This window comes from Leptospira sp. B5-022, from assembly GCF_000347035.1.
Lineage (GTDB): Bacteria > Spirochaetota > Leptospiria > Leptospirales > Leptospiraceae > Leptospira_B > Leptospira_B cinconiae.
Window position 1 is genome coordinate 232,436 of the sequence record NZ_ANIJ01000022.1, and the last position, 26,371, is coordinate 258,806.

A 26,371-nucleotide genomic window follows, 5' to 3' on the forward strand; every position below is an offset into this window, starting at 1 on the left:
TTACAAAAAGATCAAGCGGTTCTATCCGAATAGAAAGTGCACATGTACTGTATTAAGGAAGTATATAATAAAAAGGAGAACATGAGTATCGCTTCTTCCGCAATGTTTCCTATAAAACTTCTGTTTAAAAGTAGCACTAAGATGGAAACGGAGATAAAGATCGTAGCGGATCTATATTTTATTAGATTTGTTTTCCATTTTTCCCAGACTAAAAGTGGTTCTCCTTGCTCCGGCCAAAGTTTAGAAAGAATGAATGCAGTCGGGAATAATAAGAATACGAATGCATGGATCCAAGAGATCCCGCTAAAAATTACCGAAAAGAAGAATAATCCGGATAATACAAATCCTTCCGAGGCGCCTTTAAATACTCTATACAAATAAGGGCCTGCAATCCCTAAACTTAAAATGCCGGAAATGATCTTTACTTGATTTACTGTCAAAGTAGTAAACGGCATTCCGAATCTTCCCTGATTTAATAAATCAGAATATGCTAAAAAGTATTTGGATAGGGTAGAATTCAAACTTTGGTTATTCTTCCAAGCTCTCAATGCGGGAGACTTAAGATACTTATCTAAAACCAGATCATACCAGGTTTGGTTCATTTTCCAAGTGAACTCAAGGTCATACAAAGCAGGGAGTGCAATCCAACCAAAAGCGAATACGATCGTATAAACGATTACCATCGGTCTTTTTTTGTATAAGAAATAAAATAAGAAAGCTGCAGGTGTGATCTTGATCACGATCGCAAGAGACAAAACAAGTCCGGATAGCCAATCCTTTTGGACGGAAACAGAAACCAAGATCAGTAATAAGAGCAAGAACCCAACTTGGTTATTGTTTTGGTGATTCTCTACAAATCGTAAGGATAAAAGTAAAACTGCTGATAAGAATAAGAAGGATTTTTCTCTTCCTAAAAGTTTCCCGATCAATAATAAGCTTACAATTAACGCTATAAAATTGATCGTAAAAAAGATCCCGGATGCAATATGGAATGGAAGACCGGAAATCGGGATAAGCAAGAACGCAAAGGTTGGCGGATAAATATAAGAACCTACATTTTCCACTTTTGCTTTGATCCTAAAGAATACTTCCGGATCGAATATCTGATCTAGTTTTAATTTGCCGCTTTCGAATTCTTGGACCACTTCGGATAAAGCGTCCAAACTATATAGGTCCTTGCCTTGTTTGAAATTGCGAGAGGCTTCGTAATAGTCCGAAAAATCGGAAGAAAGTTCCGTGCGGCTGAACCCGTTTGCATAAAGAAAAGCTAAGAATAGAATGAATACTAAAAGAGGGCCGGACTTTTTCAGGTCGATCCGCATTCAGGTACTCTTTTCTGTCCGCCCGAAAAAGCCAAGAAATTAAAAATCGATTCCCGAATTCTTCGGATCGGATTCATTGGAAGAATGGAATTCCAAGATCTGTCCGATTTTGATTTCGAACTTCCCGAAGACCAGATTGCAAAATTTCCGGCGGCTAAAAGAGATAAAAGTAGGCTGCTTGTTTTAGGTAGGACCCAGGATTTTTTACAAGAAGAAACGGAATTTTCAAGGATACTCGATTATCTCCGAGAAGGGGATGTGCTTGTCGCAAATGCAACCAGAGTTTCCAAACGAAGAGTATTCCTCGTTACTAAAACGGGAAGAAAACATGAGGCAATGTTTCTTTCTGAAACCGAGCCCGGGGTTTGGAAAACTCTTACTCGAAATTCTAAAAAATTGAAGTTAGGAGATATCGTCTCCGACGAGGTAAGCGGGAAATTCCTTTTTTCCGTAATAAAAAGAGAAGAAGAATTTACCATCCTCCGGTCCGAAACAGAGCTAGATGAGAACTCATTCGAACTGATAGGCCGCACTCCCATCCCGCCCTATTTCAAAAGGGAAAGCACTTCGGAAGACGATGTTCGTTACCAAACCGTATATTCTAAAAATCTGGGTTCAGTTGCGGCTCCTACGGCTGGTTTACATTTTACTCAGGAAATATTGGTGGAACTGAAAAACAGAAACATAGAATTCTTAAAATTAGATTTGAAAGTGGGTTATGGCACATTCCAATCCTTGAACGAAGATCATTTCGCGAATAAAAAATTACATGAGGAAGAATTCGACCTTCCTTTGGAAACAGCGGAACTTCTCAACTTAGCCAAAAAAAACGGTAGGAGAATTATTTCCGTAGGCACAACTACACTCAGGGCATTGGAATCCGCTTATGATACAAACACCAAAACATTCAAACCAGGAGAAGGAAAAACGAGGTTATTTTTGCAGCCCGAAGATTCTATCCTAAGTTGCGAAGGTTTGATTACGAATTTTCACCTTCCGCAGAGCAGTTTACTTTTATTAGTTAGCGCATTTTCAGAAAAAGAAAAAATACTCAAAGCTTATAAATACGCCATAGAGCAAAATTTCCGTTTTTTTTCCTACGGAGATTCCATGCTGATTTTGGACCCTGAAAAGAAATAACCCCAACTTATTTAATTGAGGAATTCGACGCCAAACCGGAAACTGGGAAAGGTGTTACGCAAGGTTCTTCCTTCCCAAACTGAAATTCGATTTAAAGCGGCAAAGCCGGCCAAACTGAACGGACTGCCAGACTTTTTAGTATTTCATAAGGAAGAGGTGAGAACCTTCCGCCAAGCCCTGGAAAACCCGGGACTCTTCCGACATATTTTGATTACCGGTCCGGAAATAGAAGCAAACCTTTTACAATTCGGACAATATCTGGAAGAACTCGTAAAAGGCCAACCGGTAGTTGCGGAACCGAATCCGACCTTATTGTCCTTGGCAGGATTTCCTTTTGAAAACAAATACAGACCGGGAAAAATTTCGGAAGCAAACGGCGGACTTTTACTTCTTCCCATCAAACCCTTTGTAGAAGATCCGGATCTTTATTATTTTCTAAAGGGAGTACTTCTTACAGGTAAGATAGATTTTTTATCTCTACCGGAAGGATCCGATTCTATCCATATCAATCGATTTCATCCAAGTATTGATTCCAGGTTTAGGCTTATTTTAGTGGGGGAAGAGACTGAAGTGGATTCGATCTCTCAGATAGACGCTGACTTTTACGGAAGTTTTGATTTTAAGATCCATATGCCGTACGAGATCAGTTTGGAAAAATCCTGGCTTCCTATTTTTTCAGGACTAGTCAAGTCTTGGGAGAAGCCGGGTTATCCTCCTTTGGATCAGGCTGCCTTGGATTCCCTATTGGAACTTGCGCTCAGATGGAATGATAGCCAAACTAAACTTTCCCTTCATCTTTCGGAACTTCGCTCTTTTGTGAGAGAAGTATTAGCATTTAATAATAAAGGGAAGAAGGTAGTGGGTAGGGCAGAGATAGAAGCAGGTCCTGCGCTGATCCAAAAAAGAACCGCTATTCATAAAAGAAAATATATAGAGAATATAAAAGAAGGCCTTATCGGTGTTCCTCTGAAAGGAAAGAAGACAGGGCGGATCAACGGACTTTCTGTGATTTTGTTGCAATCTTCTTTGCTCGATTTCGGACAGGTGAACCAGGTATCAGCCAGGGTTTCCTTGGGTTCCGGAAATCTGATCAACATAGAAAGGGAAGTGAACCTTTCGGGAAGCCTTCACGATAAGGGAGTGTTCATCTTACAGTCCTATATCAAAGGAATGTTTTCTCATACCCAGTCGTTCGGTTTGGACGCTTCCATTTTATTCGAGCAGAATAGTTCTCCGATCGATGGGGATTCTGCAAGTTGTGCGGAACTTCTAGCGCTTCTTTCGGCACTTTCCGGACTAGAGATACCTTGTAATATTGCGGTAACCGGGGCTCTTTCTCAATATGGGGATATCCTTCCCGTCGGTTCCGTAAACACGAAAATCCAGGCCTGGTTTGACGTGATCCGACTGACCGGCTCTCCTCGAGAGAAGTACAAAATTTATATCCCGAAAGACAATATGAGGGATCTGAATCTTCCGAGAGAGATCAGGGAAAGTATGAAAAAAGGGAATTTCCAGATCTTCTCCTGTTCTCATGTGGAGGATTTAATCCCGGATATTTTCGGTGTCCCCGCAGGTAGGATCTCTAAATCAGGTAAATATCCGAACGGCTCTCTTTTTAGCATTATAGAAGAAAGAATCGATCGCAAAAGAGATGGAGAAGAACATTAAGCCGTCTCTGTGAACTTTGTGGTCTCCGTGCGAAAACCGGATGCAATAGGGTGTTTCGCACAGAGTTCACGGAGCACACGGAGTTTAGACTCGATTCTGAAAATTTTGGAGTTCTTCTCACCTTTGCGTGAGTATAAAACCCGCGAGGGATGGAGCCGGGGTCACAAAAATCGTGAAGGCGATTTTTTGACCGGAGGCGAGAGCCCGGCCCGAGCGAAGCGAGTGGCGCGGCCCAAAAACCCTTCCGAGCTTTATTTTTTCTCAGAAATCCTCTAATCAGTCTGCCCCGAAACGACCGATACTTTAGATACAGTCATGAAACGTCGGGCAAATATCAATATTGAGTCCTCTCTTCTGGTAACCTTGGTTGCAAGTTTGGGATTCTTAGTGAGTTTGGGAATTGCCCCTGTCAGGACCGGAGGTTTTTTAACCGAGGAACCGGTCTTACGAGAACTCATCCCCGACCAATTTACTTGGGAACCAAGTTCGGAACAGATCCGAGATCTGCCGGAGAGAATGGGAGAAACCGGACCTAGCCTGGTTTAATTTCTTGCTCCGCTTCCCGGTCTGAAAATCCTATCAAGAAAGACCGGGAGTGTTCGATGTTCGGCAAAAGTTTAGATAATCTAAAACAAATGAACCAGATGCGGGTTCGTATGAAAAAATTGGAGAAAGAACTGGAGGCACTGTCCTTCGAAGGAAAATCCAAAAACGAATTGGTGGTCTGCATTACCGACGGAAAACAAACCGTTCAAGAAATCCGTATCGAAGATTCTTTGCTGGCTAAAAACGATAAAAAACTACTTCAAAAAAGTATCAAACAGGCTGTAAACCAATCTATGGAAGCGGCCCAAAAAGTTGCGGAAGAAAGAATGGGAGAATTCAAATCTCTTCTTTCCGGAATGCCTTAATATTCTAAGGAATTTTATATTCGCTAAAAATTTTCTGTTTCGTCCGATTCCGAGAGAGTTTAAAGAACTCGTGAGGGCAGATCGGACGAGTGTCAGAAGACTCAGGAAGAACGATCGCTTCTTCCCCTTCGTTGTCATCCTCGGTAATTCCTAATGAGACCGAAACATTTCCGGACCTTTTCATTTCGGTATTGATCTGTAGAGAATACAGGTTTCCGTCTATATTCTTTTTTAATAATACTAATCGTCCGATCGAACTGGAATTGGAACGGTCCGCTTTTACGAATTGGATCTGTCCCGGATTCAATTCCCCTAACGGAGTGATTTCCGGTATTCTTAGAGGATCGTATAATTTTCTGAGAACATCCCCGTCCGTTCCCGCAGCAGGGAAAGGGAAATACTGGATCGTATCAGTTATATCCTGTAAAAAATCGGAAGCGCCACTTGTATCCGTTCCGGATTGTGCAAACTCGGGAGAAATATCCCCTAAAGATTGCCATAAGAATGCGGGATAAATTTTCTTAAAGATCTCTGAACTGTCTGTCCCGACCGCGTTTTTTATTTCCTGGGAAGAATTCAGGTAATTGTCCGCACTCGTTTTGAATAAATGGAATAATCCGTATGCGTCCGAGGCTCTATACCCTTTAGGACCCTGGACCCCGGTCCTAAAAAACGTATTTCTAGAATCAGTATCGTTCCCGGAGATCATATATAAGTATTTCATGAAGGAGTATGCGAATGCGTAATCTACCAGAGAGTTAAATTTAGAACTTCCGAATATACTATTTCCGTTCACTCCTCTGGAGCATGCATTGGAATTCCGACCTCTATAACAATTGATCCGATTGATCTGGGGAGAATAACCCGCGATATCTGCGGCTACTTCGCTGGTTCCTTCGTTGATCCAAGCCTCGTCCCTTCCTCCTCCTTGGCTCATGATCCTTGCCTCGTATTGGAATCGGATCAAATGTTGGTATTCGTGGGCGAGGGTGGCGAGGAATGTATCCGGTTTTCCTAAGGCAAGGTCGGAGTTCCGTACAGCGACCAGTTCCACACCGTCCATATACACAATATTCGAATAATTAGAACGGACCGCATAATTGGAATTATCCGGAAAATAATCCACCGGATCGAAAAACCCTGCCACAAAAGAAGAACCGGTCTGGCTCCCGTCATGGATGTCGGATACTATAACTGCGACTTTTCCATCTCCATCTAGATCGTCTGAAAAACCGAAAGCCTCGCCGAGTCTTGGATAAATTTTAGAATCGAATTCTTGGGCGATATATTGGTAATCTAAAGCGGATTCTAAACCGTTAGTTGTGTAAATATTTACGTGAGCACCTGAAGCTACTTTCTTGGTCTGCACACAGCTAGAACTGTTCTTTACAAGATTACGGATCCAGAATGTATTATTGCCGCCGCAAGAACTAGATACTTGGGCTAAAGAAAGTAGATCGTCTATACTAGGTTCCGATTTGTCGTTTGTTCCGAGTGCGTCTTTGCTAACCACGCAGTCGGAAAGTATGAATATCAAACAAACCGAAAGTACGAACGTATGGAAAGATCTGCCTAATGGCATACAAAGGGACTTCCAATAACCGTCTCCGGTCAAAACCTTCATGATCTTTCCTATCAAAAAAGAAACTAGCTTTACGCCTTGATCCTTTTTGTTAAGGTCAATAATTATTCAGGGTCGAATGGGAGCAAGGATCATTGGCTAAAAAGGTTCCGAAGATTTGGAAATTTTTTTCCAAAAAATTTCAATATATCGTAATTTTTTCGTTAGGATATAATTGCGGATTTCGTCCTTCTCCCTTACACAAAGATCCGATCCCGGGTCCACAAATTCCCGCATTCGATTCTGTCCCGGGAAGTGGAGAATATTTTTCCGAGATCAAAAAAATCCCAACCGGATTTTATATCAGGCAGGTGTATCTAAATCACTCCAACAAAAAAGAAATGTTGATCAGTCAACTAACGGTGAGCGGATCCAAAAATTGGGAAGAGACAAGGTTTGAGGGACAACTAAATCTAGACGAGTCTGGAAAATATTTCAGATTTCGTCCCAGGCTTTGTCGGATGTTCACAAGTAAAAATCCGGGAGATCGTTGGACCTTAACTCGGGCTTACGAATGCGATCATTTCGAATTTCTAATACGGAAATCAGGTCCGGAGGATATTCGTTTAACTCCGGGTCCGGAAGGAGAAGAAGAGGGAATTCTTCTGAAAAAATCAAGATCATCCAATATTTCTCAGATCTCAGCGATCATTTTGAAGACGGATCCGGCTATCACAAGTATTTGGGGGATACGCCTTTCCAGAGTGAGAAAAGGTGCCAAGGCTATATTAGAAAAAAGAGATGGAAAGAAAACCGAATTGAATTCTCTGAAAACGGTAGAGACTACCGGAGAGATCAGGACTGAAAAATCAATTCATGCAGAGCCTGGGGATATGATCTTATACACGAATCCCGGCGAAGCAAGGCCTCTCGCTTTATAGCCCGCCATGTGGGCTTCAGGAGCGAAGCGACTATAGATCAATCCAATCCCGTTTCGGAACTAAAGATCTTACGTAAACCCGGCATGATCTTTACATAGGGTTGTATTTTTCTAAAGTCTGAAATTTCTTTGGCAGAAACATCCGAACCGTCCAGTTGTAAATGGACCAGGTTCGTAAGACCGTATAATGGACTTAAATCTTTTACTTGGGTCCCGCCCAAATAAAGTTCGATTAGGTTCGTACAATGTTCCAAAGGTCTTAGATCCTTGATCTGAGTGTGTTTTAGCTGCAAATGTCTCACACTACATCCGGATCCTAAAAAACCGAGATTGGAAATTTTGGAATCGGTCAATTCTATTCTAGTCAACCGATTCCAATACAGATATTTATTCAGATCTTGGTCGGTTAGTTCCGTTTGGTTTAGGATCAGACTATCCAATTTTGCAAAACGATTTAATGGAGAAAGATCTTTTACGGAAGATCCTGAAAGGTGAATGGATCTTAATTTAGGAAGGTCCGATAAACCTTCCAATGATTTTATTTCTTTAGAATTTAGCTCTAGGACTTCCAATTCGGAGAATGCGGAAAGGTCGCTCCAACTCGGATTGTTTTCAAATCCCAACCATCTAATTTCTTTAGGATATTTACCTAAGACCTCACCTTCGGAATTTCGTACTGGGATAAGATGATTCGACTGGGAACAGGCGAATAAAAAATAGAGGATCAGAAAGGTTTTCCTCATAAGATCGAATCTATTTCGGTCAGGAGTTCCTACAAGCAGTTTAAAATCGGATTTTTTACATCGACTTCACTCGGTTGTCATGTAGGAGTTCTTACAATCAATTTAGAAACCGATTATTTTCCCTTCATTTGCAGGTTGGAATTCCAACGGGAATCGAGTTGACATCTGTCTCCTTTTTGGAGCAAGATAAGATTCGAAGCCGGTCTGAATGGAAGAAGATAGAAAATCCGCCTCTCGAAACACTAAACAAAAGGGCGAGATCCTGAGAGTCATCCGTGATGCAAAAGGCCCTCTTTCCGTAAAGGAAATCCATGATATCTCCAAAAAATCCATACAGAATATAGGGATTGCCACCGTGTATCGGTCGGTGAACCATCTTTTAGAATCCGGTTTGATCCATGAGATCCAATTACCCGGCGAATCTTCCCGTTTCGAGATCAGCCATCTGGATCATCATCATCATTTTCATTGTAAGATCTGTGACCGCGTCTTTGATGTGGAGATCTGTCCTTTCCCTATGGAAAATCTACCCAAGGGATTTTCATTAGATTCTCATGAAATTATCTTATACGGCGTTTGTTCCGAATGTAATAACTCGACAAAATGAATCCAAAAAAACTAAAATTTAAAATATTCTATTTAAGCATTCTATTTATCGCCTTATTTTCCTTAATCGATCGGATCGTATTGGATAATCTACTTTTCGGATTTCCGAATGAGTTGGAGTGGGATACCTCTCCTTGGTTCAATTTCTTAGAAAAAAGAAGAAGGATCCAATTCTCCGAAAATGAAAAAGGAGCCCTGATCGTAGGGAGCAGTGTGGCTCTTTATTCTTCACTTCCGGAAAGAATGAATGAAAAACTTAAAAGTTCATCCATCCGCACGGAGTTCTATTCCCACCCCGCTTTAACACCTTCCGATCTCTATTTTTATAAGGAAGATATAGTCTCCAAAAAACCCAAACTTGTGTTTTTCGTTTTAAATCCTGCCGATCTACAATTGGATTTTCTAATATCGGAAAAAGAAAGCGAAGCTAGACTTGCTCAATACAAACAAAATCTGATTTATCAGGAAAAGTCCATCATCGACTTTCAAAATTTGGAATATTCCGAAAATACCTTAAACGATGTTTCCGCAAAAACAAGACATCAGAACAGGATGATCTATCCTGCTCAATATTTAAGGGAGAAGTATCAGAATATCCTGAATATCGGCAAATCCGCCTTTTTATCTCTTCTTTCTAGATCCCTGTTTTTAGTGGTCCGGTATAGAAGTTTCTTATACGATCCTATGGACGCATGGATCGAAAACCACCTTAGAAGTGGGAGATCCTATCATTATTATACTGGGATCATTCCGGAAGAAGGGATATATCTAAGAGGATGGGCCAAACCGGAATTTTCGATCGATTGCGAAATAAAAAACGGAGTCTTTGAAGAGAGTGTATTCTTCCAAGAGAAAGGAACCACTCTTAGGATTTGGGGGGAAAGTAAACCGATATTATTCGATAAAACTTTTCCGAAGTCCGGTTGGCATACGATTAGGTTTGATGTTCCGGAAATGTCGGATAAGATCAAATTAAGAATTGCTTCCGATAAAAAAATCTCCTCTTTACAAGTCGACTCCAGGATTTTCGGAACCGAAGAAATTTACGGGATCCGACTTTCTCAGAACTTCTGCAGAAATAAGATCCGAAAACATATCTCTTATATTCGAATTCCCGGTATAGACGATACTAGGATCTCTAAAATGGATGATCAAACTTATTCCAAGGATTATACCGAAAGGATCTACGGCTATAAGGGAGAAAGTTCCAAAATGTCCAGGTTAGTCACCCTTAGAATGGCGAAGATCAAATTGGCATCCTCTCCGAAATTTTTTACTTGGTCCGAATTGGAGTATTTAAAAAAGGCGATCGTATATCTGGAGACACAAGGTATCCGTGTGATTCTCGTAAATTCTCCGGAAAATCCTTTTGAAAGAGAAGTATATGAATCCAGCCCTTGGTACAAAGGATATATTTCTTATTTGGAAAATTTAGGAACAGATAAGTATAAATTCAAAAATGCGGTATCCGATTTTACGGACAAAAGATCCTTTCTAGATCCTCACCATTTGACCTACCAAGCTTCCGAAAAATCCTCAGATTTGTATGCTGATTGGATCTTGGAAACATTAACGGAAAAGTAGAATGTCCGAATTCTTATCTAAATTTTTGCCGAATGAAAAACTAAAAGCGGAATACACTGCGGTTTTACAAAATCCTAAACTAATTACCGTCGTTTTTCTCGTTTTGTATTCCTTCTCCTCGATTTGTGTGTGGAAAAAATATTCTTGGAGTCCGAGTTCTCAGATAAATTTTGGGAAAGAATTTGCGGATCAAAATAAAGAGCAAACTCCTCCGGGCGCGATCGTATTCTTAGGTGAGGAGGGGAACTTAGGTGCAGGCTACGACGGACAGATCTTTTATTATTATTCTAGAATGTTATCCGGCTTTAGCCTGGATTGGCCTAAAGGTTTTGAGACCAGTTTTAGGGCTCCTAGAATAGGTTATCCGCTATTAGTCTCTCCATTCGGCTGGTTCGGAATGTATGGGACCATCTTAGGGATGTATATACTGAATCTGGGGATTTTCTATCTTTCTTATCTTGCGATCCGAGACTTACTGCCGGACTCCAAAAAATATGTAAGCGCATTCTATCTACTCTCGCCGTTCGCCTTAGGAAGTTATATTTTGCTCGTATCAGACACGGTAATGATGGGACTAAGCGTTCTAGCGTATTGGTCTTTTATCAAAAAAAGATTTATAACCTTCTCTTTACTCGCCGGTCTTGCCATTCTTACGAAAGAACAGGCTGTCTTTTTGTTTTTCCCATTGGGACTTGCCACATTATTCCAAAAGGAATTCAAAAAAAGTATCTGGGTGGCTTCCTCTTTGATTTTACCTGGGGCCTGGAGTCTCTATCTTAGGACCCAATTCCCGGAATGGACCCCGGGAAGTTTAAGCCATTTCTTTGATCCGTTCGGCGGGCTTATAGGATATTTTGGGGAACTCCGACAGGCTCTCCTTTCAGAAGATAGGAATTTTATCCTACTGATTAAAAAATTCTCCAGAATTCCATTGGTACTTCTGCTCGTATCCGGGACCTACCTGTTATTCAGAGGCGATTGGAAGAAAGGACTGGAATTTAGGTTAGGTTTTGGAATTCTTTTATTAACCGCGTATGCCGGAGGTTATATTCTTTACTGGGCCACTTACGAAAACGTTTCCAGAATGTTTACATTCAGCCTTCCGTTATTAATTTTTTGGGAAAAAGAAGATGATAACCTTCCGAGCGGAATCTATTGGGCTCTAACCGGCATTATTCTAGTTTCGTTTTTAATAAAATTGGCATTCGTTTCCAAACCCCTACGTCACTTGGTCTGGTAATTAGGCTCCTATCCCTGCGATTGTTTTTTTTGCGGTGAGTCTCTACAAAAATTTTCTTAGACTTGATTCTTCTTATAAAAGAATTAGAATGGTCTTATTGTAGGTCCGCTGTTCAGAAATCCGCACGTGTCATTGTAATCAGATCGGTGAAATCCGAGCTTTGCTTCTCTTAGAAACCCTGCTATCCGCGATTTTGCCGTCGTTCAAATCAATCCCGCTGTTCTTAAAGAGTGTTATGTCTTTATTGTTGGCGAATTGGTCTCCCGTTTGCGAGTCGGAAGCTGCCTAAATTTTTTGTTCGAGGAAAGCATGCAGAATCGCAAACTTTTTGTAGGAAATCTTAATTACTCAGTTCGCCAGCAGGAAATCAGTGACCTGTTCTCCAACTACGGAGAAGTAGCTTATGCGAAAGTAATTGAAGGTAAAGGATTCGGATTCGTGGAAATGGCTAGCGAGGAGCAAGCCGAAAACGCGAAGAACAGTCTAAACGGAACCGAGTTCAAAGGTAGAACTTTGAATATCGATATCGCAAAACCACAGACTTTCAACAAACCAAGAAGACATTAAGATCTATTCTCGGGGAGGGTGACTTCCCCGAGTTTTCCTATCCATTTTACTTTTTCTCATATCCCAAAAGGGAAGTGTATGGATCTCCTTCCAGGCCCAAAAGTTCCGCAAATGCCGCTTCGGTACTTTTTCCGGCTTTCTTTTTTTCCATAACGGACAATCTAAAAGTCTCTCCCTTTTCTTTCAGGATCTTCTCTTCAATAATCATATGCAGATACGCGATCTGTTTTTTGGGAGGAAAGCGTTGCGCCACAATTTCCACTTTTTCTGATCCCAATCGGAATCTACAAATGAGAGAGGGGACATTACCCAGAACCCTTTCCGAAAGTTGAAAATTCGGATAAGAAGAAAAAGACTCTAAAACTTTCAGCAGAGAAGGTTTTAACTCGCAAATAATATCTATATCGGAATCAGGAAGATCCACTCCGATCGGAATGGAACCTACGAATTCTGGAGAGAATTCGGAAAGGGTTTGCAGAATGTGATGGTCTTTTAGAAGTGAAGCACAATCCGAAAATCGGTTTGTCATCCGGACAAAAGTAGGCGATTAAACGCCTACTTCTTCCTCTGCGTCCTCGTTTTCTTCTTCTACGTTTAGAAGTTCCACGAGCTCTTTATAGGCTCTTTCTTTTTCTACAACGCCTGTTTTCTTAATCGCTTTTTTGAGGACATCGTCCCATTTCTTCTGGGGAAGGATCACTTGCATCTCTTCCAAAACTTCCAGAATATTGATATCGTCCTTTGTATTAAAGATCTCTGTAGCGTCGTAACGGAATAATCCGGAAAGTTGATCGATAAAATCGCCGACTCCGTTTCCGCCTCCGCGTTTATCTAGGGCCTCTTGTTTTTTTTGTGCTTTGCGGAGATCTCTTTCTCGTCTCTCCAATTCGGTTCGTTTCATAAAAGAACCCTCTCTTATCGGCTCTACCTGCCATAATTTCGAATTCAGCTCAGGGGCAAAGAAAAAACCCTTTGAAAACTGATTAGAAAAACCCATGTAAGCTGCCGATCTGGCGGAAGATTGGATTTGATTTGCAAAAGTTCCCTTTTAAAGGGAGGAAAATTCCGTAGAATCAGTCCAAACTTTCATTCCTATAAAATTAGACCGGCATAAAAGGAAAATTCTTTCCAAAGAACGGATGTTTTCGGCCTTTTTCGTACAACCGTTTTTGAAAAAGTAGGATGCTCTAACCGACTAACGAGGACCCATGGAGGATTTGGGGATCCTATATTCTTTTTGGATCCTTTGGTTCGCAGAGGCTATACTTTCCTTATCCAAAACAATGTCTGTTCCATCATCCAATCGAATCGTAACGTACCTTGACTTCGAGGACTTTACTTCGTTGGAAATGTCTTCAATCGATTGAACAGCTTTGCCATTCACTTGATCCACTAGTCTTCCTGAAACTTCGTGATAACCTTGGTTGGATTCGTCCGGGATCACCTGGGAAAGTAATACAAATTTACCCTCTTTTTTGTCCCCCGTAGAAAACTTATGATAATCGAATATGTATAGAAGTTTACGATCTACCTTCGATCTCCAATCTTTTCCCCATTCTAGAAGATATCCTTCCGAAAGTTCCACAAACAAGAAGCCGCCATCGAAATAGTATTCCGACTTGGACCCTAAATTTCTATGAGGGATACGGATCGAGGAATAGGGGAATACTTTTAAAGTGAGTTGGACTTCTTCTTCTTTGCCGGATCGAATAATTTTAACAGGGACTTTTTTCCCGATTTGGTAGCCGAACTCGTCTCCTAAATGGGCGATATAAGAGAGGACTTGTTTGCCGTATTTCGGATGTTGAAAATATCCTTTGGAATCTATCTTTTTGCCGCCGAATTCCAGGATCACATCACCGATCTTTAATATTCCATCTGCGGAACTATCAGGCAGTATCTCCGCTACCAAAATCCCCTGGTCTTTTGTTTTAAGGGAATAATAATCTTTGGTGGCCTTATCCATAATCGGCCTATAACGAAAACCTTTAAAAGGGATCTCGGTCTTACCGAATTCTCCCAAAAATTTGCTGATCAAAAAAGAAGGGATCGCTCGGCCTGAGTTCTTATCCCCCGAAAAATCGAAAAGTATCCCGCTTACTTTCCCTTTTTCTAATAGAACTTCTCCGTTTCCGTTCAATGTTTCGGTGGAGTTCACGTCCAAAACAGGCAGTTCCACCATTCCTTGCGGATATTGGTCCAGATCCATACTAATCAACGCGCCGGAAGCGGATTGAATGGAACCTGAATTATCCAATTGGTAGATGGAAACCTGTCTAGGATAATCAATCTCTTTGTGGAATTCGAACGGGATCAGATCTTTGAAAAAATTCTCTTCTTCTATTTTTAATAATGCCAGATCGGATTCGGAGTCTTGTCTTGCAATAATCGCCTTTGTCTCCGCATAAGAAGAATGTTTTTTCACCTCTATCAATGTGGAATGGGTGAGTAGATGTGCAGGCAATAAGATCTTTTCTCCGGGAACGACGATCCCTACACCTCTTCTTACCTTTGGATTTTTCTTTTTCCACGGGTTAAAATAATCAGGTTCTTGGTAGGAGATCTTTACCTGGACGATACTTTTTTTGTATTCTTCTTCCGCTTTTGCCTGAGAGGCAATCCCGTTTGGAGCGGCGGCCTTCGGAGAAACTTTCGGCTTTTTCGCGGCAAGTCCGGAACTAAAAACAAAAATGCCGATAATGAGGAGAAGGATCTTGGATCTCACGTATTACTCCAAACCGTAGGTGCTTCTGATCTGGGAATCCGCCTTTTGCGTTTCCTCCCGATCCAAGATCAGCGGTAGATCTATATTCAAAAATTTTAATTTTAAAAATTTGGACTTGGCCCCCGCGATAATCCTTTTCAGGTCCGCAAGGCTGTTAATCGGTTCCTCGTTGACCGATTCCAGAACCAGATTTAGAAAATAATCGGAGGAAGAATTCACCGGATGGGCCAATTTTCTGTACAATACCACGTCCGCTTTTTTGGTCCTGCCGATCCCATCTTCTATAAAATAATCGTATCTATATAAGAACTGACTTCCGCCGGAGGTATTTCCACTCCTACTCCAAGCACCCAATAGGTCTCTGGACATTTCTTGGAATAATAATCCGCCGATCATGGAATAATCGAAAGGTGTATCGTACCTGTTTCTCATAAAATCGAAATCAGGCATTCTTTTGGCCTTAAATTCCACATCGATCAGTTTTCCGTTACGGAATACTTTGAATCGGATCGGTTCTCCGGAATACTTATCGTCTACCGTTTCCGTAAAATCCACGCGAGCGTCTTTATCTAAAGTAATGGTCCCGTTCCTTCCGATGGCAAGACCGTCTATCTCGGTAAGATAATCTCCTTCTTTCAAATATCCGTCCGCAGATCCGTTCGGAAGAATTCTGGTCACGAATACCCCTTCTAAACCGTCGGGGATCCCTTTCGCTTTGCGGAGAGAAATATTAAAAGAATTGAATGTTCCGATGCCAAGTTCCACATAACCGTCGTATTTTCCGTCTTCTATATCTTTTAGAAAATGACGGATCACTTTAGTGGGGATGAGATAGCCTATATTTTCCCCTTTGGTAGCAACTTGGAAGGCAACTCCTACCACCTTATTATTTTGGATGGCAGGTCCGCCTGAATTTCCAGGATTGATCGCCGCATCCACTTGCAAAACTAAATGACTGTCTACGGAAGAATGTTCGTATTTGGATTGTTCTTTTCTGGAAACGATCCCTCTGGTTACGGAGACCTTATTCCCCCCAATGGGATATCCAACAACGATGAGAGAAGAGTTGAGTTCTGGAATTTCTCCTAAGCTGAGCTCGGTCGAATCTTTATAAAATTCCGGGTCTTCCGCCTCTAAAAGTGCCAAGTCGCAGTCATGGGCTACATGTAGAATTTTAACCCTGTACCATTCCGTCTGATTGTATCTTTGGACCTGAACGTACTTTGCGTTCGAGATCACATGAGCGTTTGTTAATATTCTTTTGTTTCCGATCAGAAATCCTGTGCCTGAACTTGCTCGGACCCCGTCCGTGGCCCAGGGAGTAAATGCACTGAAAGCCTGGGAATATACTTTGATCTGCACGACTGCTTTTCGCACATGATCGAAATCGCTTCTTTCTTCCGAGAAAAGAGGAAAATGAAGGTAGAATACTAGTACGATAAGACCAGATTTCAGGATCCGCATGAGATACTTAATGTCCTTCGAATTCGCAGATGGAGAATACGTTAACACCTAGATCTTTGTTTAATTTTGTAGCCCCGCCTAGATCCGGAAGATCGATGATGACTCCCGCTTCAGGCACTTCTGCACCTAATTTTTGTAATAATTGAACTGCGGCGATCATCGTCCCTCCAGTCGCAATTAGGTCGTCCATGATCAGTATCCTGTCTCCGGGAACTACGGAATCCTTATGTATTTCGATTATATCTTTTCCGTATTCGAGATCGTATTCTTGGGAAACAGTTTCGGAAGGAAGTTTTCCTTTTTTACGGATCGGAATGAATCCTACACCAAGTTGGAATGCAAGAGGTGCACCTATGATAAACCCTCTGGCTTCGATTCCGGCTACTTTAGTGATTCCTTTGCTTGTGTACCGGTCCACGAAAGTTCCAATGGTAAGAGCTAAACCTTCCGGATCTAATAATAAGGAAGTGATGTCTCTGAATAGGATTCCTTTGCGGGGATAATCCGGGATCGTGCGAATTTTGCTTTTAACTATGGACATAGGCTCGAAGTCCAATTCCATTTTCCGGAAAGGAACAAACAATTCTTTTTTCAATGGGAATGAGCGGCCTTCGGAAAAGAAGGCCGCGAATTTGGTTTAGTATGCTTTTGCTCTGAGAGCAGCGATTCTTTCTTCTAGAGGAGGGTGGGTTGCAAATAAGGATGCAAGTCCCCCGGCTCTGTTGGAAATTTTTAGGGCAGCTATTGTTTCTCCCCTTTGATCGATCGGATCTCTTGTGAAAGCGACTTTTAGTCTTTCCAAGGCAGCGATCATGCTGGATCTTCCCGCCAATTTTGCTCCACCGGCGTCGGCTCTGTATTCTCTCGCTCTGGAAACATAAGCGACTACGATAGAACCTAAAAGTCCGAAAACCACCATCAAAAGTTGTCTGATCATGAACTCCATAAAGAATCCACCACCGGATCCTCTTTCATCATTACGACTCAATTGAGAAACGATCACTTTACTTACGATCCAAGAGAAGAAGATCACGAACGAGTTGATCACTCCCTGCACCAAGGTCATGGTTACCATGTCTCCGTTGGCTACGTGAGAAAGTTCGTGTCCTAAAACTCCGTCCAGTTCTTCACTATCCATTCCGTTCAGAAGTCCGGTGGAAACCGCGACTAATGCGCTGTTCCGGCTAGGTCCCGTAGCGAATGCGTTGATCTCGGGAGATTCGTAATATCCGACTTCCGGCATTGGAAGTCCTGCAGCTGAAGCCAATCTCTGCACTCTAGTTAAAAGATCTCTTTGCCATCCGGTTGCGTTTCTGGGATCGACTATTTGGACTCCCATGGAAGCCTTTACCATAAACTTGGAAAGCAGCAAGGAAATGAATGCGCCTCCCATACCCCATATTGCAGCGAATAGAAGGGTAGTAGCGTACGGTACTCCGGACTTAGCTAAATATACATCCAGCCCGGTAAGCCTGAGTATTAATCCGATCGTGAAGATTACCGCGATATTCGTTAATGCGAATAATCCAAATCTGCGAAAAAGCGCCATAGGCGAACAGTTCTCCTTTTTAGAAGTTTTCCAGGCCTCGGTAGTTCCGTGCCTGCCGGTCTTCTAAATTCCGGTATTGATTAGACCGCTCTTGGTTCCTTCTTTAAGAAAGAAGCTAAAAGAAAAAGTCCCGCAAGTAATAAATATGCCCAAACAAATGGACCCAGATTCAGCTGAAAAGAGTTCAAAATTGCGTTTCCAGCCAAGGAATAAGAATGTATAAACCCCGTTCCGGCAAGAAAGGCACCGATTAAACAAGCGATGATTGCCTTCTTAAAATCTCTATCAATCACAAATGTTGCGATCGCAGCCCAAACCATGGAAGAAAGTAAAAATCCTTGGGATAAACTCAAAAGTCCACCAAGAGAATACGGAAAAATAGGCTGATCTAGAGGCACTGTGGAAAGCCAGATATTTTGGGTTTTGGAGGCAGCTTCAGTTCCCTCTATGGCTTTTGCAAGAATTGGGGCTGCATAATTGAATGCACTTTGGATCATCAATACTCCCCAACCCGCCAGAGCAGGAAGAAGTCCGATCACAACCGCAGGTGCATGTCTAGTAGGAGTCGCTTCGAATGCTTGTGCACCGATCACGATCCCGATCCAAAGTACGATTGCCATACCCGCTTCCACAGGGATAAGAGCGCATACAAAACTGACTAGTCCAAAGAACGCGATTAGGGTCATGAAGATCCCGTTCAAACTGGAGTAACCGGATCTCGCTCCGAGTGACTTCCATCCCGGGTGGCCGATATAAATTGTAGTGGGGAAAGGAGATCCGAATAAGGAACCAACAATTGTTCCAACACCGTTCATCATAAGAGAATTTCTGGTGTTAAATTTATCTCCTGCAGCTTCTGCGGATTCTATATTCTGCAAGGAACCGATTACGTTAAAAATTCCCATGGGAAGAATTACGGAAAGATATTCTCTGATTCCGATCTGACTCCAGGCTTCGAATAGATTTCCACCGCTCCATACCGGGAAATTAAATCCGAAATCGATAGAAGAACGTAATGCTGCACCGTCCATCATTTGTTTTCCTGTGAAATGGGGAAGATACCATGCAAGCAAGGTCCCGACGATGACAGAAATGAGTCCGCCTGGGATCTTGAACGGGAATACCACTCTTCCAAAATATTGCAAAAGAATAATTCCAAACGGAACAAATGCAATGAGTGGATTTAAGAATGTGCGGACCAAAAAGTCCATGGAGATAAATGTAAGCGCGATACCTGCGAGTGCAGAAAGAAGTGCGGCTCTAGGAGTAGCCTTTCGGATCTTCTCCGCGATAAATGCTCCGAAAAATTCGATTAACCCGGATACAAAGCTTGCAAGAAGTCCGATGGACCAAGCTGCCTTATAACTATTCGTCTTTTGGTATACGGGGAACATTACAAAAAAGACGAATGCGAACAAAGAAACGGTATTGATCCCGTACGGTAATGCAGTGACATCGCTTCTGTTTTCCTTAAGTGCAAGTTGTCTTGCCTGCCAAGCATAAAAAAGATTTCCGACGAGTAGAGAGATTGCGGCTCCTGGGATGACTACTCTGAATACGAAGTCCTGAGGCATTCCACAAAAACCGATACACAAAGCTACCAAAACCAAAATTTGGATCAGGTTATCGATCATTAGGCCGAAGAATCCATCCAGGTCCCCGGCAACAAACCATTTGTATTTGCTCATTTTTTTGTTTTACTCCCGAAGTCTACTTGGATTACATTATCTTTTCGTTTGGAAGATCCGGATCCTAGATCGGAAACTTCTTCCTTGGTTTCCGCCGAAGTTGTTTCCTCTTTTTTAGGAGGGAGATCCGGTTTCCCCAAATAAATTCTCATCTGGGTGACTGTTTGTTGGGACTTATCAAAAAATCTGAAAATTCCGTCCCAAGGCAGGAAGACTTCTTCCCAGGTATAGCCGAACTGTAGTTCTGCATACACCCATTCTTCTTCTACTTTGATATCTCTTGCGGCGCGAGGGCCTATGACTAGAATGATCCCTGATTCAGGCTCTTCTCCTACGAGTCCTCTTTTTCCGATCTTTAAATCGGGGTGAGGCATTACGTGTACGTAGAAGGTGCCGAACCTCTCCCAATACAGTGAAAAGAGTTGTTTTTTGAATTCTCGAAGTGTCTGTATATCTTCTAAATTCGGACTATCCATCGTTTTTCAACTTACGCGAGGTCTCCTCGCTGATATATTCTTTGTGTATTTTATACTCAGGAACTAACGCTTTAAAAGAAGAGAAAATTTCCTCTTCTCGGTCCGATTTCGCCGCTTCTAGTAACGCGTTAAATCTGGCCTGGAAGCTGCTAGGATCTCCTTCCTCTAAAGGGGCTGCAATCCTGATTTTAGGATGATGTGTTTTTTTGATCCCTTCTAGGTCTAACAGCAGTTCTTCGAAGAGTTTTTCGCCAGGTCTTAAACCGGTGAACACGATCGGAATATCCGTATATGGCCTGAAACCCGAAAGTCGGATCATATCTTCCGCAAGATTGAGGATGCGGATCGGTTCTCCCATTTCTAGAAGAAAAATTTCTTCCTTCTCCCCCATAGCTGCGGCTTGTAAGACCAATTGTGTCGCTTCCGGTATTGTCATAAAATAGCGGATAATATCAGGATGGGTCACCGTCACCGGACCACCATTGCTGATCTGTTCTCTAAATCTAGGAATGACCGAACCGCTGGAACCTAACACGTTACCGAACCTCACGGTAATAAATTTGGTTTTTGTTCCCGGGGAAATCGCTTGCAGATATAACTCGGCAACTCTTTTGGAAGCGCCCATTATGTTTACCGGATTGACCGCTTTGTCCGTGGAAATCAAAACAAAACGTTCGGTGCCGTAATGTCTAGAAATATCAGCTAAATTCTTAGTCCCGAGTACATTATTTAAAACCGCTTCGGACGGATTGATCTCCATCATGGGCACATGTTTGTAAGCTGCGGAATGGAAAACGACTTGAGGCCGATCCGATTCGAAAACGGAGCCTATTCTCAGCGGATTCTTAATATCTGCGATTACCGCCCTGAATTGTATCCCGCTGTCTTTAAAAACTTTTCTGAGTTCGTAGTCTATTTCGTAGAGAGGAGTTTCTGCGGAATCCAGTAGGATCATTTTTGCAGGATGAAATACCGCAACCTGTCTGCATAATTCGCTACCGATGGAACCGCCGGCTCCCGTGATTAGCACGGTTTTACCTGCGATATAGGAGCGGATGGACTCTATTTCTAGGTCTACAACCGGACGACCGAGTACGTCTTCCACCCGAATCTCTCTTAATTGTTGTACTTTGGGCGGATCAAAAAATAGAGAACCCAAAGAGGGAAGGATCTTAAAATCCACATTCTCCGATTCGAAACTTTTGATCAGTTTACCGATCTGTTTCCCATCGGGATTACTGAATGCGATGAGAACTTTTTTGATTTCCAGAGAACGGATCAAAAACTCCGCCTGATCGATTTTTCCAAGTACCGGCACACCTTGGATATGAGCTCCTATTTTGGATTCATCGTCATCCAAAAGTCCTAGGGGAAGCAGATTTAGATCATTATGCCTTCTTAATTCAGTGAGAAGTGTAGCTCCCGTTTTTCCGGCGCCTAGGATTAATGTAGGAATTCCATCCCCTTGTTTTTTACGCAGAATGTACTGATCTCTCACCAGTCTCCAAGAAAGGCTGCGAATACACAAAAACCCCAGAAGAAGAAGTGTATCTATAACAGGGATCATTCTGGAAAGATGTTCGAATCCGTTGTAGAATAAGAGTGCGGTATTCGAGATGAGAGAGGAAAGTACAGTGGTCTTGATGATTTCAACTAAGTCGTGAATGGAAGCGTAGGCCCAAATCGATCTATATATATTCGAAAATAAAAATACTAGAGAACGACAAACTACTACGATGAGTAGAGGAATATAAAAGTCGTTCGGCTCTTGTAAAAATACGGTAGATTCAAAACGGATCAGGTGGGCTAAAAAATAGGAGAGGATCATGAAGCTTAAATCCAAAGGGAAAAGAAGGCTTCGACGATTCCATTGACCCATTAAGTAAAAAAAATGTCGCTGGTGAGGAAAAGTCCAATCTTTTTAACATTTTTTGAGTTGCTTAAAAACCCGATCTGAATCGAAACTTTAAAGGGCTTTTATTCTAGTGAAAGAATTGATCGTCAATTTACAAGGCAAACTGGATTCCTTACTCGGAAACACTTTCCGAGAAAAAACGGATCCTTTATTTCGAAGTGAGCCTCATAAAATTCTTTTGGACGCCAGAGATCTCCAAGTCTGGGACGAGAACGGTTTACTTTCTCTCAAAAACTCTTCTCTGGCTCATTTGAATTCCCGATATGCAGCCTGCGGATTATCGGAAAGTCTTATGGGCGATTGGAATCGTCTGGGACTTCGAGAAAAAATCCCGTATTTCAAAACAAGAGAAGAAGCAAAACAATATCTAGTTTCCGGCCAAAATTCGGTACCGAGTTTCGAACCTAACGAGAGCACTACGGCTTGTCCCGCTTGTCTCCAGATCCTGAGAGTGCAGGGTAAAGGAAACTATCGTTGCCCTTCCTGTTCGCATACTTTCTATCTGACTGCAGACTATAGAACGGCTAGTTACGAGAAGTTATTCTAAGTTGGATTTCTTTTTTGCACAATATGATCATTCTAAAATTTAAGGATCGATAACCGTTGCTTTTCCGATCCCAATATCCTTGATCTTTACTGAAAGTTCATTTGAACCTTTTTTACTTTCGAAAAATTCGATAAGCTGGTGCGAGATTTTTTTGCGTATACCGGAATGAGGTCGATCGTTCAGAAAATCGGTTTCACAAGTTTTTTCGGGGATTTTCCAATATCCGTCCAGGGAAATTTTATCTTCCGTTATTTGCCAAGTACCTTCCACTTCAATACCGCACGGAGAAGAAGGGAACGGTTTAGAGATTTTTCCGTCCGGGTTCAGAGAATAATCCAAATATGTTTTTTTTCCGGAAAGAATGATCGTCAGGTCCGGAATAAAGACTAGGATTGATTTTGTACTTAAAACCTTACGGAACGAATCACCGGAGTTTTTTAATAATAAACTTTCATAATTAGGGGAGGATTCTTCCGCCGTGCCGGTGACGGGGTTTGGCTTATCACCGCAATTGAACAGTAAAAAAAATGTGAAGAGTGATATTATGATTTTAAACATTAGTTTGTACTCTTGATCATTCGAAGTGGGTCGATACGTTATTTTCCAGGTCGATTAGAAGCGAAAATATATAGCCTACAAAAGATTATTTTTCATTTTCTAATCTTTCTATCGATGGCGAATTTAGGAAATAATTTTCCAACCTTGGGGACTGGGTTAGGAGTTGAAATCTTATTGACCTATCTTATTTCCTGTCAACGTAATTTTGGGTCGATCGAACCCTCGTTTCAAATTATATTTTTCGAAAGGGTTGGGCCGGTTTGCGGATTCATTTTTTTATAGACTTGCCAGAAAAAAATCCGACTGGCGCTGTTACTATTATATGGGTACACAGACTTCTGACAAACGGGGTTTCGGACAAAAAATCCTAGATCTTACTCTAGTTCTTCCGAGACTATTTTATTCCGGAATTCGGGCAAAACTCGCTTGGTTTACCGGAAGTCTGATCGTTCTAACGATTCTCATTCTTTCCTTCATTTATGTGAGGCAACAAACTGAGATCCTCACGGAAAGTTATGATAGGGAAGCCGCCATTTCCAGAAAGTATATTTCTTCTCTCGTTTTGGAATTGGATAATATTTCTCAAAGTTTGATCAGGATCGAGGAATTCCGGGACCGGGTCAGTAAACAAACGGAAGCATTAAAAAAATATAAAACAACTAAGACCGTAGTCCAGGAAAACAAGGTCTCCTTTTTCGGGATCAAGACCAGTTTGTTCGGAGCTTTAGGAAAGAATAGGGTCCGTAAAACTTTGGACACGTACTATTCCGCTTATCTTTCTAAAGATGAGATCCAAATCCTGGAAAAAAACATCCGTATTCAGCTTCAGCATGGTGGAGAAGAAGTCGTCAGCGATAAGGAATTTGCCCGCTTGCAAGGTATGGCAAAAAAATTCGTCTTTGCCGATAGAGAAGCGGGACTTGTTCGAAAACGTTTAGGCGAGTTAAAAGAAAATCAGGAAAAACCGGATCTAACGGAGATCTCAGCTGCGGAAGAAGAACTTCGCAAAAAATCACTTCTGGCAAGAAAACTCAGATCCGAACTGGATGAGAAGATTGTCAGCATTCTTGCAGAATCTAAAAAGAGAAAAATTAAAGAATTGGGATTGGACACCGGTAGGTTTAGAATCCAAACATTTCCAGTTTCAGGAATTATTACGGGAGAAGCGTCCGAGCCAACATTAGATACTAAAATTTTCGATTCAGAATCTTCTCTCAACCAAGCCCCTATGGAAGAAAATTTGGAAGACGGTTTAAAGTCGGCGCTCAATTCACTTCTGGAAGGTGCAGGAGTATTAGGAGAGATCCGTCCTACGTCTTTCCAGCAGAATGGTTTGGAATTGCAGGCCTTATATTCTCCTCATTTTAGAAATCCTGCATCTACGGAAAGAGCCAAATTATTAGAATCCAGAAGAGCCACCCTAGGACCTTGGAATAATTATTTAAAGGAAGAACAGGAAATTCTATCAGAACTTTCTAAAATACCTCCTGTCTTAGAAACCAGGCTGAAGGAATTGAAGGAAAAAAAACCTCCGATCCCTCCATTCAAAGATAAAGAATTTAAGAAACAGTATGCTCAATATGCTGCCTTGGTTCGAAAAAGAAATTTATTATACGCCACATATCTGCGAAACAATCCTCCAAAAGAAGAAGAGGAACTTGAAGTAGAGTCCTTCGGTTCTATCAGAGACTCGGCTTTAGAGGATCAGATCTTGCTCAGATTCAGACCGGACGGTTCCGACTACGCTAAATCGGTGCAATCGGAAGAAGGAAAAGAAATTTTCCAAAAACGTTGGAACGCCGTCAGGGAATGGATCTATTCGGGAGAAAGTGAAACCCCGACCGCAAAATTAAAAGCGCTCTTTCCGGATGGGATTATAGGGAATAGTAGAACGGAAGCAGAACAAATCCTTTGGAAATTGGACGTTACACCTTTAATTTCAGAAGTTTCCGACGATCTTCCTACGGTTGTGCTGGCCTCCAATTTTTCGGGAGTGATCCGGACTGTAGTGGATAGAACGGAAGGTTTGGAATCCATTCGCCGCAATAGGGATAGAGCAGTACTTTCCGCATTGGGGATCTGCGGGTTTTCCATTTTCTTAGCGGTGTTTATCTCAGGTTTTGTGGTCACAAAGATCAAACGTCTCATTCGAAATGCGGAACAAGTAGGTAGAGGAGACCTGAACGTTGAATTCGAGCAGGGCGGAAGCGATGAATTCGGAAATCTTTCCGTCGCACTCAATCAAATGGTGACCGGTCTTCGAGAAAGAGAGAAGATCAAGGGTATCCTCGGAAGTATGATCGACCCTGTGGTGATCGGTGAGGCGATGAAAGATCTAGCCGCCCTCAAAAGAGGTACCGAAAAAAGAGTGACCGCATTCTTCTCCGATGTAGCAGGATTTTCTAATATTAGCGAAAAGTTAAGCTCTGTGGAATTGTCGGAACTTCTAAACGAATATCTCTCCGCTATGACATTGATCCTAAAGGACCATGACGGAGTTTTGGATAAATACATCGGGGATGCGATCGTGGGGATTTTTAACGCACCGGTGGATGTGGAAGGTCATTGTTTAAAAGCGACCCGCGCTTCCATCAAAATGTTGGAAAAACTGGAAGAGTTACGAGCCGGATGGAAGAAAGCCCAAAAATATATTCCGGATGCAAGAGATATGCAGATCCGTATCGGTCTGAATACCGGGCTTGCTAAAGTTGGATTTATGGGAACGGATGCACTCGCATCTTATACAATGATGGGAGACACGGTAAACCTCGCCGCCCGTTTGGAAGCTGCAGGTAAAGATTACGGAGTTTCCATCTTGGTTTCGGATTCAGTCCATTCTGAAATTAAGGATTCTATTTTTACAAGAAAACTAGATTTAGTCCGGGTGAAAGGTAAAAACGACCCTGTGATCCTTTACGAAGCAATCTCAGAATTGAAAGGTGTCGCTTCCGCCAAAAAAGAAATCGTCGGCTTATACGAAGAAGGTTTAACGTTATATTTGGACCGTAAATGGGATGCTGCCATTAAAAAGTTTAAAGAATCCGAAAAAGCAAAAGGTAAGGATGATAAAGCGGTCCATTTACTCGTAGAAAGATGTAATGAGTATAAAAAAACCCCTCCGCCTGCTTCTTGGGACGGGGTGTATACGAGAGATCATAAATGAT

Annotated in this window: 24 protein-coding genes; 11 read left to right on the top strand and 13 right to left on the bottom strand. The window is 42.0% G+C overall.

The features are described 5' to 3' along the window. Nucleotides 1-11: 11 nt before the first annotated feature. Entirely contained in the window at nucleotides 12-1,322 is a 1,311-nt protein-coding gene (locus LEP1GSC192_RS11370) for a glycosyltransferase family 87 protein (protein WP_020770018.1), read from the bottom strand. 84 nt (nucleotides 1,323-1,406) lie between these two features. Between LEP1GSC192_RS11370 and queA the strand changes: the two genes are divergently transcribed. The 4 genes from queA (at nucleotide 1,407) to LEP1GSC192_RS11390 (ending at nucleotide 5,044) form a co-directional block, all read left to right on the top strand. Continuing rightward, complete coding sequence (gene queA / locus LEP1GSC192_RS11375; RefSeq protein WP_020769968.1) at nucleotides 1,407-2,462, top strand: tRNA preQ1(34) S-adenosylmethionine ribosyltransferase-isomerase QueA; 1,056 nt, start codon at nucleotides 1,407-1,409, stop codon at nucleotides 2,460-2,462. Nucleotides 2,463-2,513: 51 nt separating this feature from the next. Then, on the top strand, nucleotides 2,514-4,133 hold the full coding sequence (locus LEP1GSC192_RS11380) for an AAA family ATPase (RefSeq protein ID WP_020769927.1): 1,620 nt from the start codon (nucleotides 2,514-2,516) through the stop codon (nucleotides 4,131-4,133). Between the two features lie 315 nt (nucleotides 4,134-4,448). Next, entirely contained in the window at nucleotides 4,449-4,679 is a 231-nt protein-coding gene (locus tag LEP1GSC192_RS11385; RefSeq protein WP_020769999.1) for a hypothetical protein, read from the top strand. A 56-nt stretch (nucleotides 4,680-4,735) separates the two neighbouring features. Then, entirely contained in the window at nucleotides 4,736-5,044 is a 309-nt protein-coding gene (locus LEP1GSC192_RS11390) for a YbaB/EbfC family nucleoid-associated protein (protein WP_020770064.1), read from the top strand. A gap of 4 nt (nucleotides 5,045-5,048) precedes the next feature. Here the strand turns inward: LEP1GSC192_RS11390 and LEP1GSC192_RS11395 are convergent, their stop codons facing one another. Next, nucleotides 5,049-6,668: a peptidase M30 gene (locus tag LEP1GSC192_RS11395; RefSeq protein WP_020770127.1), complete on the bottom strand. Its 1,620-nt coding sequence runs from the start codon at nucleotides 6,666-6,668 to the stop codon at nucleotides 5,049-5,051. Between the two features lie 92 nt (nucleotides 6,669-6,760). On the opposite strand from LEP1GSC192_RS11395, the gene LEP1GSC192_RS11400 reads away from it, so the two are divergent. After that, nucleotides 6,761-7,546, top strand: a complete 786-nt coding sequence (locus LEP1GSC192_RS11400) for a hypothetical protein (protein WP_020769966.1) — start codon at nucleotides 6,761-6,763, stop codon at nucleotides 7,544-7,546. Nucleotides 7,547-7,583: 37 nt separating this feature from the next. Here LEP1GSC192_RS11400 and LEP1GSC192_RS11405 read toward each other — a convergent pair whose 3' ends face one another. Further along, nucleotides 7,584-8,288, bottom strand: coding sequence for a leucine-rich repeat domain-containing protein (locus LEP1GSC192_RS11405; protein WP_020770073.1), 705 nt, complete (start codon nucleotides 8,286-8,288; stop codon nucleotides 7,584-7,586). A 208-nt stretch (nucleotides 8,289-8,496) separates the two neighbouring features. Between LEP1GSC192_RS11405 and LEP1GSC192_RS11410 the strand changes: the two genes are divergently transcribed. From LEP1GSC192_RS11410 to LEP1GSC192_RS11425, 4 genes are all read left to right on the top strand, one after another. After that, entirely contained in the window at nucleotides 8,497-8,895 is a 399-nt protein-coding gene (locus tag LEP1GSC192_RS11410; RefSeq protein WP_020770070.1) for a Fur family transcriptional regulator, read from the top strand. Next, nucleotides 8,892-10,478: a hypothetical protein gene (locus LEP1GSC192_RS11415; RefSeq protein WP_020770066.1), complete on the top strand. Its 1,587-nt coding sequence runs from the start codon at nucleotides 8,892-8,894 to the stop codon at nucleotides 10,476-10,478. Before LEP1GSC192_RS11410 ends, LEP1GSC192_RS11415 begins: the two co-directional genes overlap by 4 nt. A 1-nt stretch (nucleotide 10,479) precedes the next feature. After that, nucleotides 10,480-11,718, top strand: a complete 1,239-nt coding sequence (locus LEP1GSC192_RS11420; protein WP_020770096.1) for an AZOBR_p60025 family cell surface glycopolymer formation protein — start codon at nucleotides 10,480-10,482, stop codon at nucleotides 11,716-11,718. A 309-nt stretch (nucleotides 11,719-12,027) separates the two neighbouring features. After that, on the top strand, nucleotides 12,028-12,285 hold the full coding sequence (locus LEP1GSC192_RS11425) for a hypothetical protein (RefSeq protein ID WP_008589002.1): 258 nt from the start codon (nucleotides 12,028-12,030) through the stop codon (nucleotides 12,283-12,285). 46 nt (nucleotides 12,286-12,331) lie between these two features. Here LEP1GSC192_RS11425 and LEP1GSC192_RS11430 read toward each other — a convergent pair whose 3' ends face one another. The 9 genes from LEP1GSC192_RS11430 to LEP1GSC192_RS11470 form a co-directional block, all read right to left on the bottom strand. After that, a complete protein-coding gene (locus tag LEP1GSC192_RS11430) occupies nucleotides 12,332-12,814 on the bottom strand; it encodes a DUF4269 domain-containing protein (RefSeq protein ID WP_020770131.1) in 483 nt (160 codons plus the stop codon). An 18-nt stretch (nucleotides 12,815-12,832) separates the two neighbouring features. Further along, entirely contained in the window at nucleotides 12,833-13,186 is a 354-nt protein-coding gene (locus tag LEP1GSC192_RS11435; protein ID WP_036089886.1) for a hypothetical protein, read from the bottom strand. A gap of 294 nt (nucleotides 13,187-13,480) precedes the next feature. After that, nucleotides 13,481-15,010: a S1C family serine protease gene (locus tag LEP1GSC192_RS11440; protein ID WP_020770056.1), complete on the bottom strand. Its 1,530-nt coding sequence runs from the start codon at nucleotides 15,008-15,010 to the stop codon at nucleotides 13,481-13,483. A 3-nt stretch (nucleotides 15,011-15,013) separates the two neighbouring features. Continuing rightward, complete coding sequence (locus LEP1GSC192_RS11445; protein ID WP_020770104.1) at nucleotides 15,014-16,474, bottom strand: S1C family serine protease; 1,461 nt, start codon at nucleotides 16,472-16,474, stop codon at nucleotides 15,014-15,016. Nucleotides 16,475-16,481: 7 nt separating this feature from the next. Then, nucleotides 16,482-17,015, bottom strand: coding sequence for an adenine phosphoribosyltransferase (locus tag LEP1GSC192_RS11450; protein ID WP_036089889.1), 534 nt, complete (start codon nucleotides 17,013-17,015; stop codon nucleotides 16,482-16,484). Nucleotides 17,016-17,111: 96 nt separating this feature from the next. Continuing rightward, nucleotides 17,112-18,023, bottom strand: coding sequence for a protease HtpX (gene htpX / locus LEP1GSC192_RS11455; RefSeq protein WP_020770124.1), 912 nt, complete (start codon nucleotides 18,021-18,023; stop codon nucleotides 17,112-17,114). 80 nt (nucleotides 18,024-18,103) lie between these two features. Further along, nucleotides 18,104-19,711, bottom strand: a complete 1,608-nt coding sequence (locus LEP1GSC192_RS11460; RefSeq protein WP_020770140.1) for a membrane protein — start codon at nucleotides 19,709-19,711, stop codon at nucleotides 18,104-18,106. After that, nucleotides 19,708-20,187 (bottom strand): ClpXP protease specificity-enhancing factor SspB, encoded by a 480-nt coding sequence (locus tag LEP1GSC192_RS11465; protein ID WP_036089828.1) that lies wholly within the window; start codon nucleotides 20,185-20,187, stop codon nucleotides 19,708-19,710. The genes LEP1GSC192_RS11460 and LEP1GSC192_RS11465 overlap by 4 nt, the downstream gene beginning before the upstream one ends. After that, on the bottom strand, nucleotides 20,180-22,066 hold the full coding sequence (locus tag LEP1GSC192_RS11470; protein WP_036089831.1) for a nucleoside-diphosphate sugar epimerase/dehydratase: 1,887 nt from the start codon (nucleotides 22,064-22,066) through the stop codon (nucleotides 20,180-20,182). The genes LEP1GSC192_RS11465 and LEP1GSC192_RS11470 overlap by 8 nt, the downstream gene beginning before the upstream one ends. Before the next feature lie 106 nt (nucleotides 22,067-22,172). Here LEP1GSC192_RS11470 and LEP1GSC192_RS11475 point away from each other — a divergent pair, with 106 nt between their 5' ends. Next, complete coding sequence (locus LEP1GSC192_RS11475) at nucleotides 22,173-22,649, top strand: STAS domain-containing protein (RefSeq protein WP_020770167.1); 477 nt, start codon at nucleotides 22,173-22,175, stop codon at nucleotides 22,647-22,649. Nucleotides 22,650-22,688: 39 nt separating this feature from the next. On the opposite strand, the gene LEP1GSC192_RS11480 is transcribed toward LEP1GSC192_RS11475, so the two are convergent. Next, nucleotides 22,689-23,207 carry a hypothetical protein gene (locus LEP1GSC192_RS11480; RefSeq protein WP_020770090.1) on the bottom strand — a complete coding sequence of 173 codons (519 nt, stop codon included), beginning with the start codon at nucleotides 23,205-23,207 and terminating at the stop codon, nucleotides 22,689-22,691. 322 nt (nucleotides 23,208-23,529) lie between these two features. Between LEP1GSC192_RS11480 and LEP1GSC192_RS11485 the strand changes: the two genes are divergently transcribed. Then, complete coding sequence (locus LEP1GSC192_RS11485) at nucleotides 23,530-26,370, top strand: adenylate/guanylate cyclase domain-containing protein (protein ID WP_020769990.1); 2,841 nt, start codon at nucleotides 23,530-23,532, stop codon at nucleotides 26,368-26,370. The last annotated feature ends 1 nt before the right edge of the window (nucleotide 26,371 follow it).